Source organism: Rothia sp. HMSC073B08, assembly GCF_001812975.1.
In the GTDB taxonomy this organism is placed as follows: Bacteria; Actinomycetota; Actinomycetes; order Actinomycetales; family Micrococcaceae; genus Rothia; species Rothia mucilaginosa.
Map to the genome: position 1 here is coordinate 20,639 of NZ_KV811060.1, position 12,989 is coordinate 33,627.

The window sequence follows — 12,989 nt, forward strand, 5'->3', positions numbered from 1 at the left end:
CCCCGCCGATGCGTGTGCATCGGCGGGCGAACTATATGCCGTGATTAGGCCGAGAGCTTTGCGCGGCCCTTACCGCGGCGGTTCGACAGAATCGCGCGGCCTGCACGGGTACGCATACGCAGACGGAAGCCGTGCTTCTTAGCGCGACGGCGGTTGTTCGGCTGGAAAGTACGCTTGCTCATACTTTGTCTCCTTGATTTTTGCGGTTCGTGCCCTCACGGGTATCGGAACCGTACGCTTCTTGGTGCACGGAGGTACCGCGACTATTCGCAGTAGGCGGTGCACACACAACAGCACAACTTTAGAAGAGTGGAGGGCGTAAATCAAGTTCTTGGGGTGTTTTTCCGCGTGATTCCGGGCTCGTTTGTGGCGTGGAGGCGGTGATTGCGGCGGGTGTACAGGCTGTGGAGACGCTACATGCTCTTGGGGCGTAAACCTGGGGATATTTATGGCAGCAGGATATCCACCATGGTGCATATCCCACCCAAACCCCCTACTATCGGTGAGTTATCCACATCCTTGAGCTTTTGGAGTTTTCCGCTAAATATCAGGGAAGAAGACCTGTTATGCACTTAAATCCACCGCTTATCCACCCCTGTAATTACAAGTTTTCCACCGTGTGGAAAACTCTTGTGGATAACTTTCTCCCTCTGTGTATTAAGCGGGTAGAATCTTAATGACCTCGCGGTGGTTTCCGGCATGATTTCTTTACTGCACCACCGCTTCACATCGAGTGAAAGTAAAGAATTCCATGACCGACTCCCTTCAGGCGCGCTGGGCGCATCTGCTCTCCATTCTTGCCGCCGATCCGGCGGTGACGGCACGTCAGCGCGGTTTCGTGAATCTTGCGCAGCCTCAGGGATTGATGGGTTCTTCTCGCCTCATCATTGAGGTTCCGAATAAGCTCACCCGTGCGGTCTTTGAGGAGCAGATTAGCGCTTCGTTCCGTGCGGCTCTGCACGAGGTGTTTGGCCCGTCGACCACCGCGCTTTTCGATGTGAATGAGTCGATGATTCCGGTTGAACCTGCAAGTCAGGACGTTTTCCATGGTGAGCGCGAGGTTCCTGTCGAGCACCAGCCCGCCCCTTCGGTAGCGGCGGCTTCTGCGCATCCTGAGGCGCCCGCCGGTTCGCGCGCTTTTGAGTACTACACCGAGCCACATCCGGGCCCCGATCACTACGAGGTTCCTGCCGATGAGCAGGTCACCCGCCCCTCCCTGCAGGCTCTGGAGGCGGAGCGTGCCGGTTTCCCCTCCGCTCAGCAGCCCGCTCCGGCGGCTCCTGCCGCAGGTGCGCCTCGCGAATATCCGGCACCCCTGCCCACTTTCGTTCCGGAGGCCCCGGCGGTACCGGAGTCTCAGCAGGTGCATCCGCATGAAGACCCGGAAAACGCACCGACGTGGGATAGCTCTGCCCGACTGAACCCGAACTATACCTTCGATACCTTCGTGATTGGCCAGTCCAACCGCTTTGCGCACGCGAGCGCTTTCGCGGTGGCTGAGCAGCCCGGCATTGTCTACAACCCGCTCTTCATCTACGGCGGTTCGGGTCTGGGCAAGACTCACCTGTTGCACGCAATCGGCCACTACACCAAGTACCTGTACCCGAACCTACGCGTGCGCTACGTGAATTCTGAGGAGTTCACGAACGATTTCATCAACTCGATTCGCGACGATGAGGGCTCCTCGTTCAAGCAGATTTACCGCAATGTCGACGTTCTGCTGATTGACGATATCCAGTTCTTGGCGGGTAAAGAGGCGACGATGGAGGAGTTCTTCCATACCTTCAACGCCCTGTACAACCACCAGAAGCAGATCGTGATTACCTCTGATTTGCCGCCGAAGCAGCTGACCGGTTTCGCTGAGCGTATGCGTTCGCGTTTCGGTTCGGGCCTGAACGTGGATGTGCAGCCTCCGGAGCTGGAGACCCGTATCGCGATTCTGCGGAAGAAAGCTCAGAACGAGATTCTGCCGGTGCGCGATGACGTCATGGAATACATTGCTTCCCATGTCACGGCGAATATTCGCGAGTTGGAGGGTGCTCTGATTCGTGCGAGCGCTGCCGCCTCGATGAAGAAGCCGCCGGAGCCCATTACCCTGGCTGAGGCTGAGACCTATCTGAAGGATTTGCTCTCTGATACCGGTGGTGCGGAGATTACATCGGCGCTGGTTTTGGCGACGGTGGCGAAGTATTTTGATGTGTCCATTGAGGATATGCAGTCGAAGTCTCGCACCCGTACGCTCACGAATGCGCGCCAGGTGGCGATGTATCTTCTGCGTGAGCTGACCGAGATGTCTCTGCCGCGTATTGGCAACGATCTGGGCGGCCGCGACCATACGACGGTGATGCACGCGGTGCGTAAGGTGAGCGCGCAGATGGCGGAGCGTCAGACGATTTTCAACCAGGTTACTGAGCTGACGAATTTGATCCGCCAGGAGCAGCGCGCCGCCGGCTAGAAGTGCTTTTGTCCCTGTCCCGTAGCTTATTTTGCGTCTTGACTAGGTGTTTTATAGGTTTCGGGGCGGGGATTTCGCGTTGGTTCCAAGGATTTTAGTGACTCGAAAAGCTGGATTTTCGGGGTGTGGATAAGCTGTGCTTTAACTCATGCGTTCGTGTGGACGTTAAGTGCATGAATATTCAAAAGGTGTGGAATCAAGGAAATGCATAAATATCCATACACAATGCATCCTCCGTGCAGGGTGGATTCTTCCACTTAATGTCCACAGGCTACTTCCGCGTCATTGCAGGCAAGGAAGGGGTTTTCCACCGTTTCCACAAGCGTTAACAATACTACTGTACTTAAAGAAAAAATCCTCCCCATAACAAATAGTTCTGCTCGACCGGCCGGCCTGGTTCAGGTTTTTCTGTATACCCCTGCTGAAAGCGTAGATTTTCGCGGATTTGGGTCGTTGCTGCATGCTCTCTCTTGGGTTGGGTTTAGAAAAGAAACCAACACTGAACCACTGCCTAGTTCGAACCTGTTTTCGAGTGGGTTTGCTACATCTTCCGCCTCTCTTTGTAATTACAAAAATACAGCGACCTCGCATGCCTCATCTCACCCGTTTTTTCGCTGCAGAACTGACCTTCGAGTCTCTGTGTAATTACAAAATCCGGTAGGATGGATAGACGCGCGCGCGGAAGATTCACTGCGCACCAGAGCACGCGATATCTCCGGCTCTATCGCCCAAAGCTTTACGTGCGCCCCAAAATGACTCTCCAATTCCGTGAAAGGCGCCTTCTCGATGAAATTCACCGTTGAACGCGATGTCCTTGCCGAAGCAGTCGGCTGGACGGCACGCTCACTTCCGCTGCGTCCCACCTCCCCCGTACTCAACGGTCTGCTGATTACCGCCTCCGCAGGTGAGGTCAGCATCGCAAGCTTCGATCACGAGACCAGCGCCCGCCAGGTCATTGCAGCCGATGTTGAAGCAGAAGGCGTTTGCCTGGTTCCCGGCAAGATCCTGGCAGAAATTTGCCGCTCCCTGCCGAACGCACCCGTCGAGTTCACCGCAGATGAGTCCGTGATTCGTATTCACTGCCGTTCCGCTAACTTCCAGCTGGCTGGCATGCCGGTCGTGGATTACCCCGAGCTTCCCGAACTGCCCGAAATTTCCGGTACCGTGGACGGCGCCGAATTCGCTGAGGCCGTCAAGCAGGTTCAGATTGCGGTGTCCAAGGACGAGACCCTGCCGCTGCTGACCGGTATCCGCGTGGAAATCAACGGTGACACCATGACCCTGCTCGCCACCGACCGCTACCGCCTGGCTATGCGCGAGATCAAGTGGAACCCGGTCAACCCCGAGGTTCAGGCGGCTGTGCTGCTGAAGGCTAAGACCGTCTCTGAGGTGGGTAGCACCCTCTCCGGTTCCGGTGAGCTGTCTATTGCTCTGCCCGCCGCAGGTGAGCTGATTGGCTTCGCCGCTGGCACCCGTCGCACCACCAGCGTTCTGATGGACGGCGACTACCCCAACATCCGTGCCCTGTTCCCCGAGCAGACCCCGATTCACGCGGTGGTTCGCACCTCCGACCTGGCTGAGGCTGCTCGCCGTATCTCCCTCGTGGCGGAGCGCAACACTCCCCTGCGTCTGAAGTTCACTCAGGGTTCGGTCGCTATTGATGCCGGCCGCGGTGATGAGGCTCAGGCTTCCGAGACTCTGCAGGCGCACCTGTCCGGTGATGACATCACCGTTGCGTACAACCCCGCCTATCTCTCGGATGGTTTGAAGGTTTTCGGTACTGAGTTCGTTCGTTTCTCCTTCACCGATGCGCCGAAGCCTGCCGTAATTTCCGGTCAGGATGAGCCTCTGGCTGAGGATGACCGCAACTACCGTTACCTGCTGATGCCGGTTCGCCTGCCGTCGAACTAGTTTCAGCGTCGCTACCCCGCACGTCTTTCGGTGCCCTATGCATCGTGGGTATGTGCGGGGTTGCGCTGTTTTTTCTGTGCTCATCCGTGCGGAAAACCACAGTATTTTGGCCTGCGCACTGTGCCCGCCAGCTGGCGCTGTGAACCCCTGCGACCCCGTATGTGAAACCCCGTGAAAGGAGCTGCTCCGGTGTATATTGACCATATTTCGTTGTTGGATTACCGTACCTACGCCCTGCTGAGCCTGCCTCTTTCGGCGGGAGTTACGGTGTTTCTGGGCTCTAATGGTGTGGGGAAAACCAATATTGTTGAGGCAATCGACTATGCGGCGTCGCTCTCTTCGCACCGTGTGAGCCATGACGGGCCGCTGGTTCGAGCGGGTGCTTCGCGCGCCTATATTCGCACCCGTACGGTGCGCGGTTCGCAGCAGACAGTGACCGAGTTTGAGATTGCTCCGGGGCAGAGTAATCGGGTGCGCATTAATCGTGCCGCGCCAGTGCGCGCCAAGGAGGCGCTGGGTATTGCCCGCACGGTGCTGTTTTCCCCGGAGGATCTGCAACTGGTGAAGGGGGATCCCGCCGGTCGTCGTCGTTTTGTGGATGATTTGGCCAGCTCTTTGCGTCCGGTGGTCTCCGGGTACCGTAGCGAGTATGAGCGGATTTTGCGGCAACGTAATTCGTTGCTGAAATCCATGCAGCGTAAGGCGCGGGACGAGAACGCTTTGAGTACCCTGTCGGTCTGGGATGAGCAGCTGTCGACCCTGGGCGCTCAGCTGCTTTCTGCGCGTTTTCGTCTGTTGCAGCGTTTTTTGCCGCAGCTTCGCCGCGCCTACGCGGGGCTGACGGACGGCTCTAAAGAGGTCGGTTTCAACTATGAGTCGACTGTTTTTTCGAGCATGGGTGAACGCTCTATCGAGCATGCGGCGCTGATGCGCATTGAGGACCTCAAGGAGGCTTTGATGCGCGGTTTTGCGGAGCGTCGGCGCGATGAGATTGAGCGCGGCGTGACCCTGGTGGGTCCGCATCGTGAGGATATTACCCTGCTGCTCGGTGGTATGCCGGTGAAGCATTTTGCCTCGCACGGCGAGAGCTGGTCTTTTGCGCTGGCGCTGAAACTGGCGTCCTGGTTTGTGCATGTTGAGGATGATTCCTCGGCGGGTTCTTCGCCGATTCTGATTCTTGATGATGTGTTTGCGGAGCTTGATTCTGCGCGCCGCCACCGCCTGGGTGCGATGGTTGCCGACGCGGAGCAGGTACTGATTACCTGTGCGGTGCTTAGCGATATTCCGGAGGAGCTGGGCGACTACCGCCTGGTGTCGGTGACGGCGGGGCACGCCGAGTATGTGCAGCCTGCCGCTGGTCCTGCCACCGACTCTGTCACTGACTCTGCGGGGCAGTCGAACTCGACCGTTTCTGCACTCGCGGAGGGTGACGGCGATGAGTAACCCCGTCCGCCCTCAAAACCATGTTTCACGTGAAACATTCGGTGAATTCGCGGAACCGCAGTTTGCGGAGCCTCAAAACCCGTACGAGGTTGACGGCGTGGGTGAGTTCTACCGTGACGAGGTGGACGCCCCCTCCGCCCTACTGACCCGTATGCGAGTGGCGGCTCAAGAACGCGGCGAGGCGCCCCTGAATGCCTTCTCTGCGAATAAAATCATGCGCGATTTTGGTGCGGTCATGTCTGGAACCGCCTCGAAGAAGAAATCCCGGCGAGCGCAGGGGTGGGACCCTCGAGTCATGGGTGGCTATAGCGGCCCAGGAGAGAGCTCTCGCGACCCCAAACCCCTCGGTGGCATCGTCAGTGCCCTGATTCGTTCTCGCGGCTGGAAAGAGCCCGTGGCAGTCTCTAGCGTGCTGGCTCGCTGGGCTGAGCTCGTGGGCCCTGAAATTGCGGCGCACACCCGCCCCATCAGCTTCGAAAACTCCATTGTTGAAGTCCAGTGCGACTCTACCGCCTGGACGACTCAGCTGCGCCTGATGCACGGACACCTCATCGAACTTTTCCGCCGTGAACTGGGTGATGGTGTCGTGGCTCAGGTTCGCGTGCTGGGTCCAAACAACGGACGCTGGAATCAGCGAGGCTATCGGCGTGCCACCGGTATGCGCGGGGTACGCGACACCTACGGGTAGGCGTATCATGTTACCGCTTTGCAACACCTTCGACGGGAAAACTGAGATTTTTGGGGCACGTTGCATAAAACGTGCCCCTTTTCTGCTCCTCATGATTTTCTGCACGCCATGAAAGCTTTAGAATCGCCGGCAACCCCCACGAAGTGGTGAACCGTATCCCCTACCTCAAAAGGGGGTTGAGGCACTCTAAACCGCCTTTGCGGGCTTTTGAGCGGGTGGTAGTGCCCAAAAAAGCTCAATATGTGACGCTTGTAGATGGTTTTATGCTCTCTTGCTCGGTAAAATAAAAGAGACAATGCGTAAAGTGTGCCCACCTATGGGTACCACCGGCACCGCGGGTTGTGCAGGCACCTTCTTGTGCCCTCTGTGAGGCGTTCTAGGCTCCGCTCTTGGCTGCCCGTAGCTTTCCTTTGCCGGTTGCATCATCTACTCAAGGAGTTCTGCCTCGTGGCATCTGAACAGAATGCATCTGAACAGCAGCATGAATACGGTGCATCCGATATTACCGTGCTGGAAGGTCTGGAAGCGGTTCGTAAGCGCCCCGGCATGTACATTGGCTCGACCACTGAGCGCGGTCTGCACCACCTGGTCTACGAGGTCGTAGATAACTCGGTCGACGAAGCGCTCGCCGGCTACGCCTCCAAAATTGACGTGACCATCCAGGCTGATGGTGCTGTTCGCGTAGAGGATGACGGTCGCGGTATTCCCGTGGATGAGCACCCCACCGAGCACAAGTCCACTGTTGAGGTCGTCATGACCGTGCTGCACGCTGGCGGTAAGTTTGGCGGTGGCGGCTACTCCGTTTCCGGTGGTCTGCACGGTGTGGGTATCTCCGTGGTGAACGCGCTGTCCACCCGCGTGATTACCGAGGTGCACCGCCAGGGCTACGCATGGCATATTTCCTTCTCCAACGGTGGTGTGCCGGATGGTCCCCTGCGCAAGGGTGAACCGTCCGATAAGACCGGCACTATCCAGACTTTCTACCCGGACCCAGAGATTTTCGAGACCGTCGAGTTCGACTTTGAGACTCTGCGCGCCCGTTTCCAGCAGATGGCGTTCCTGAACAAGGGCCTGACTATCACCCTGACCGATGAGCGCGAGAAGTTCGTCGGTGACGAGGTTGCTGAAGAGAGCGAGAAGAAGGAAAACATCCTCAACCGCGTGCGCGCGAACGCTGAGGGTTTCACGACTGTCACCTACCGTTACGACAACGGTCTGTTCGACTACGTACACTTCCTCAACGCAGGCGCGAAGACCATCGTGAACGAGGAGATTGTCTCCTTCGAAGCCGAAGACACTGAGCGCAATATGAGCCTGGAAGTGGCGATGCAGTGGACCGGCGCCTACAAGGAATCCGTCTACTCGTACGCGAACACGATTAACACCCACGAGGGCGGTACTCACGAAGAGGGTTTCCGTGCCGCTCTGACCTCGCTGGTGAACCGTTACGCGCGTGAGAACAAGCTGTTGCGCGATAAGGACGATAACCTCACCGGTGAAGACGTGCGTGAGGGCCTGACCGCGGTGATTTCGATTAAGATTTCCGAGCCGCAGTTCGAGGGTCAGACCAAGACCAAGCTGGGTAACTCGGAGGCTAAGTCCTTCACCCAGCGTGAGGTGAACGATCACCTCGGCGACTGGTTCGGTCGTAACCCCGCGGTGGCGAAGGATATTGTGCGCCGCGCGATCACCGCCGCTCAGGCGCGTATTGCAGCCCGTAAGGCACGCGAGACGACCCGCCGTAAGGGCCTGTTGGAGACCAGCTCCATGCCCGGTAAGCTCAAGGACTGCTCCTCGAAGGACCCGTCGATCTCTGAGATTTACCTGGTGGAGGGTGACTCTGCGGGTGGTTCGGCTGTTCAGGGTCGCAACCCGAACACTCAGGCTATTCTGCCGCTGCGCGGTAAGATCCTGAACGTTGAGCGCGCTCGCCTGGACCGTGCCCTGTCCAACGCTGAAATTCAGGCGATGATTACCGCTTTCGGTACCGGCATTGGTGACGACTTCGATATTGAGAAGGCACGCTACCACAAGATCGTTCTGATGGCGGATGCGGACGTCGATGGCCAGCATATTACGACTCTGCTACTGACTCTGCTCTTCCGCTTTATGCGTCCGCTGATTGAGGCGGGTTATGTGTACCTGGCTCAGCCGCCGTTGTACCGCATCAAGTGGTCGAACGCTCCGCACGATTATGTGTACTCGGACGCTGAGCGTGATGAGGCTCTGGCTCGTGGTGCTGCGAAGAACCTGCGCCTGCCCAAGGATAACGGTATTCAGCGTTACAAGGGTCTGGGCGAGATGGACTACACCGAGCTGTGGGACACCACCATGGATCCGGCTCGCCGCACCCTGCTGCAGGTGAAGATGGAAGATGCAGCGGCGGCTGACCAGATCTTCTCTGTTCTGATGGGCGAGGACGTTGAGGCTCGCCGTGAGTTTATCCAGCAGAACGCAAAGGACATTCGATTCCTCGATATCTAGCCCGAATCAATATATACCCTACGGGCAATATACCAGTCGGGGTATATATTGATTGAGCTATTAATTTAATGAGAAAGTTATGAGCGAAGAACACCAGAATGAGACTACCAAAGCTGACGTTGTCAGCAATGGTGGCGCTGAAAGCGTAGACCACCACGGTCACATTGAACAGGTGGACCTGCAGACTGAAATGCAGCGTTCCTACCTGGACTACGCAATGGCGGTTATTATTGGCCGCGCCCTGCCGGATGTGCGTGATGGTCTCAAGCCCGTGCACCGCCGCGTGATCTACGCGATGTACGACGGCGGCTACCGCCCGGACCGATCCTTCAATAAGTGCGCCCGCGTGGTTGGCGACGTGATGGGTCAGTTCCACCCCCACGGCGATATCGCTATCTACGACACTCTGGTGCGTCTGATTCAGAGCTGGATTATGCGTTACCCGCTGGCTCTGGGTCAGGGTAACTTCGGCTCCCCCGGTAACGACGGTGCTGCAGCGCCTCGATACACTGAGACCAAGATGGCTCCCATTGCCCTTGAGATGGTGCGTGACATCAACGAAGACACCGTTGATTTCCAGCCCAACTATGACGGCAAGTCCCTGGAGCCTACCGTTCTGCCCGCGCGCATCCCGAACCTGCTGGTCAACGGTTCTTCGGGTATTGCTGTGGGTATGGCGACCAATATTCCGCCGCATAACCTGCGTGAGGTTGCCGAGGGTGTGGAGTGGTTCCTGAAGAACCCGCACGCCACCAATGAGGAGCTGCTGAACGCTCTGATGGCGCGCATTAAGGGCCCCGACTTCCCGACAGGTGCACAGATTCTGGGTACCAAGGGCATTGAGGATGCGTACCGTACTGGCCGTGGCTCTATCACCATGCGCGCGGTGGTCAACGTGGAGGAAATCCACGGTCGCACCTGCCTGGTGGTTACCGAGCTGCCGTACCAGGCGAACCCGGATAACCTGGCGATTAAGATTGCTGAGCTCATCAAGGACGGTAAGGTCACCGGCATCGCGGATCTGCGCGATGAGACTTCGGGTCGTACCGGTCAGCGTCTGGTGATTGTGCTCAAGCGCGATGCTTCCCCGAAGGTTGTGCTGAACAACCTGTACAAGCACACCCAGCTGCAGGAGAACTTCTCCGCAAACATGCTCGCCATTGTTGATGGTGTGCCGCGCACCCTGTCCCTGGATGCGTTTGTGCGTCACTGGGTGGATCACCAGATGGACGTTATCGTTCGTCGTACCCGTTACCGTCTGCGTCAGGCGGAGGAAGAGGCGCACATCCTGCGTGGCCTGCTGAAGGCTCTGGATGCTCTGGATGAGGTTATTGCCCTGATTCGCCGCTCCCCCACCGCTGATGAGGCGCGTAGCGGCCTGATGGAGTTCCTGCAGATTGATGAGGCTCAGGCTCAGGCAATTCTGAACATGCAGCTGCGTCGTCTGGCTGCCCTGGAGCGTCAGAAGATTCAGGATCGTCACGATGAGCTGATGCGCATGATCGCTGAGTACAACGCGATTATTGCTTCGGAGACTCGCCAGCGCGAGATTATCTCTGAGGAGCTGGGTGAGATTGTGAACCGCTACGGCGATGAGCGTCGCACCCAGATTATGTACGGCTACAACGGCGACATGTCCATGGAAGACCTCATCCCCGAGGAGGAGGTCGTGGTGACGATTACTCGCGGCGGCTACATTAAGCGCACCCGAAGTGATCAGTACCGTAGCCAGCACCGTGGTGGTAAGGGCATTAAGGGTGCCTCGCTGCGCGGTGATGACGTGGTGGAGCACTTCTTTGTGACCACTACGCACAGCTGGATTCTGTTCTTCACGAACTTGGGTCGCGTGTACCGTGCGAAGGGTTATGAGCTGCAGGAAGCCGGTCGTGACGCGAAGGGCCAGCACATTGCGAACCTGCTGGAGTTCCAGGGCGGTGAGCATATTGCTCAGGTCATGGAGCTGAAGAGCTATGAGGATGCTGAGTACCTGGTGCTTGCTACTCGCGGCGGCATGGTGAAGAAGAGCCGCCTGAGCGATTACGATACGAACCGTACTGCCGGCCTGATTGCGATTAACCTGCGTGAGGGCGATGAGGTTGTTTCGGCGTTCACCGTTTCGGATAAGGACGATATTCTGCTGGTGTCGCGTAACGGTATGTCGCTGCGCTTCCATGCTGATGATGCGTCGTTGCGCCCGATGGGTCGTTCGACCTCCGGTGTGACCGGTATGAAGTTCCGTGAGGGCGATGAGCTGATTTCTGCGAATGTGGTTACTGAGGGCTCCTTCGTCTTCGTGGTCACTGAGGGTGGTTACGCGAAGCGTACGAGCGTGGATGAGTACCGCGTGCAGGGCCGTAACGGCTTCGGCATTAAGGTTGCTAAGCTAGTTGAGGATCGTGGCGCCCTGGTGGGTGGCCTCATTGTGGATGAAGAGGACGAGGTGCTGGTGGTTATGGCCAGCGGCAAGGTCGTTCGTTCGAACGTGAATGAGGTTCCTGCGAAGGGACGCGATACTATGGGTGTTATCTTTGCAAAGCCCGGTAAGGGCGATTCTATTATTGGTGTTGCACGCAACCAGGATCGTCAGCTGGATGATAGCGACGATGAAACCACTGAGAACACCGAGGCTTCGGAGTCTTCTGAGGCGCCCGGTACGGACAACGAGGGTGAAGCGGCGGCTGCCGATCTCACCGCTACTGGAGGTAACTAATGAGCAGCACTCCCGCGAGCTCCTCTCCTGCGTCGGCACAGCGTTCGGCGTCGGCTGGTGCATCTAAGTCTTCGGGTGCGGCTAAGGCTGGCGCGCGTCGCCCGGCTCAGGCACGTTCGGGCCAGGCTCGTCCTGGCGGTACCGCTAAGCGTCCTGCTGGCAAGCGCCCTGTGAACGCTAAGCGTCCGACCGGTTCGCGCCGTCAGTTGGTGCGTCCGGCGCCGCGTTCGAAGATTCGTCGCGCGCGTCTGGTGGTTCAGAAGGTTGATACGTGGTCGGTGGCTAAGCTGATCTTCCTGCTGTCTATTGCTTTGGGCATTGTGACTGTGGTGGCTTCGGTGATTCTGTGGCTGTTCCTGCAGGCTTCTGGTGCGTTTACCGGTGTGAACCAGCTGATTAGCTCTCTGGGTACTGGTTCGACCACTGTGGATATTTCGCAGATGATTTCGCTGGGTCAGGTTGCTTTGGTGACTACTATTTTTGCTGTGGTCAACACTGTGGTCTTTACTCTGCTGGGTATGATTGGCGCGATTCTGTACAACCTGGCTGCGAAGCTGGTTGGTGGCGTGACCTTGACTCTGAGCGATGAGTCCTAGTTTGTAGCTTTTTGAGCTTTGTGTGCGGGCGGTTCTGTCTCTGGTGGAGGCGGTGCCGCCCGTTCTGCATGCCCCGCTCTGTATGCTTGGGAACCCCCAATATTAAAGTGTGATGCAGAACATGCTTTTTTGATTTGGTGTTACCTTCAAATACCTGTATAGTTATATCTCGTTCTACGGAAGAAATTCCGCAGAGGGAGGGCGTATAGCTCAGACGGTTAGAGCGCTTCGCTGATAACGAAGAGGTCCCAAGTTCGATTCTTGGTACGCCCACTCCACACTATGAAAGGCAATAATGAAGAAATTATTGATTCTTGCTGTTCTTTCGTGTGTCACTGCGATGGTCCTGAAAAAGTACCAGAGCAATGAAGTCGTGAAGGCTTGGAAAAATAACTAAACAGTGGTTTCCGCTGAGACGGGGGCGTGGCGCAATTGGTAGCGCATCTGCTTTGCAAGCAGAGGGTTAGGGGTTCGAGTCCCCTCGCCTCCACTTTCCGGTGATTATAGCAAGAGGGAAACGCCTGGTTCCATTCCGAACCCAGAAGCTAAGACTCTTCGCGCCGATGGTACTGCACTTTTGTGGGTGTGGGAGAGTAGGTCATCGCCGGTTTATTTTTGAAAAAGGCCCCGTATCGAAAGATACGGGGTCTTTTGTTGTATTCGCCAAAGTTGTTGTATCTGCTGATGTGATGCGGGGGGGGG

8 protein-coding genes, 2 tRNA genes and 1 rRNA gene are annotated in these 12,989 nt (G+C 57.2%); 10 read left to right on the forward strand and 1 reads right to left on the reverse strand.

From position 1 onward, the window contains the following. Window positions 1–44: 44 nt before the first annotated feature. Window positions 45–182 carry a 50S ribosomal protein L34 gene (rpmH, locus tag HMPREF2884_RS03535; RefSeq protein ID WP_049332235.1) on the reverse strand — a complete coding sequence of 46 codons (138 nt, stop codon included), beginning with the start codon at window positions 180–182 and terminating at the stop codon, window positions 45–47. Between the two features lie 569 nt (window positions 183–751). Here rpmH and dnaA point away from each other — a divergent pair. From dnaA to rrf, 10 genes are all read left to right on the forward strand, one after another. Beyond that, window positions 752–2,455, forward strand: a complete 1,704-nt coding sequence (dnaA, locus tag HMPREF2884_RS03540) for a chromosomal replication initiator protein DnaA (protein ID WP_070615724.1) — start codon at window positions 752–754, stop codon at window positions 2,453–2,455. A gap of 786 nt (window positions 2,456–3,241) precedes the next feature. Further along, on the forward strand, window positions 3,242–4,366 hold the full coding sequence (dnaN, locus tag HMPREF2884_RS03545; protein WP_070615727.1) for a DNA polymerase III subunit beta: 1,125 nt from the start codon (window positions 3,242–3,244) through the stop codon (window positions 4,364–4,366). Window positions 4,367–4,555: 189 nt separating this feature from the next. Beyond that, the gene (gene recF / locus HMPREF2884_RS03550; RefSeq protein WP_049341946.1) at window positions 4,556–5,809 is read left to right on the forward strand and encodes a DNA replication/repair protein RecF; all 1,254 of its coding nucleotides are present in this window, start codon (window positions 4,556–4,558) and stop codon (window positions 5,807–5,809) included. Continuing rightward, window positions 5,802–6,497, forward strand: coding sequence for a DciA family protein (locus HMPREF2884_RS03555; RefSeq protein WP_049341947.1), 696 nt, complete (start codon window positions 5,802–5,804; stop codon window positions 6,495–6,497). The genes recF and HMPREF2884_RS03555 overlap by 8 nt, the downstream gene beginning before the upstream one ends. A 447-nt stretch (window positions 6,498–6,944) precedes the next feature. Then, window positions 6,945–8,981 (forward strand): DNA topoisomerase (ATP-hydrolyzing) subunit B, encoded by a 2,037-nt coding sequence (gene gyrB, locus HMPREF2884_RS03560; RefSeq protein WP_049327448.1) that lies wholly within the window; start codon window positions 6,945–6,947, stop codon window positions 8,979–8,981. 79 nt (window positions 8,982–9,060) lie between these two features. After that, on the forward strand, window positions 9,061–11,691 hold the full coding sequence (gene gyrA / locus HMPREF2884_RS03565; protein WP_070615729.1) for a DNA gyrase subunit A: 2,631 nt from the start codon (window positions 9,061–9,063) through the stop codon (window positions 11,689–11,691). Then, entirely contained in the window at window positions 11,691–12,287 is a 597-nt protein-coding gene (locus HMPREF2884_RS03570) for a DUF3566 domain-containing protein (protein WP_005508012.1), read from the forward strand. Before gyrA ends, HMPREF2884_RS03570 begins: the two co-directional genes overlap by 1 nt. Window positions 12,288–12,486: 199 nt before the next feature. Then, window positions 12,487–12,560: transfer RNA gene (locus HMPREF2884_RS03575), tRNA-Ile, on the forward strand. 144 nt (window positions 12,561–12,704) lie between these two features. Next, window positions 12,705–12,777, forward strand: a tRNA-Ala gene (locus HMPREF2884_RS03580). Between the two features lie 3 nt (window positions 12,778–12,780). Beyond that, window positions 12,781–12,897 (forward strand): 5S ribosomal RNA (gene rrf / locus HMPREF2884_RS03585). Window positions 12,898–12,989 lie beyond the last annotated feature (92 nt).

Coding starts and splice junctions, on each gene's coding strand:
- rpmH (WP_049332235.1), bottom strand. CDS start 182: ATGAGCAAGCGTACTTTCCAGCCGAACAACCGCCGTCGCGCTAAGAAG.
- dnaA (WP_070615724.1), top strand. CDS start 752: ATGACCGACTCCCTTCAGGCGCGCTGGGCGCATCTGCTCTCCATTCTT.
- dnaN (WP_070615727.1), top strand. CDS start 3,242: ATGAAATTCACCGTTGAACGCGATGTCCTTGCCGAAGCAGTCGGCTGG.
- HMPREF2884_RS03555 (WP_049341947.1), top strand. CDS start 5,802: ATGAGTAACCCCGTCCGCCCTCAAAACCATGTTTCACGTGAAACATTC.
- gyrA (WP_070615729.1), top strand. CDS start 9,061: ATGAGCGAAGAACACCAGAATGAGACTACCAAAGCTGACGTTGTCAGC.
- HMPREF2884_RS03570 (WP_005508012.1), top strand. CDS start 11,691: ATGAGCAGCACTCCCGCGAGCTCCTCTCCTGCGTCGGCACAGCGTTCG.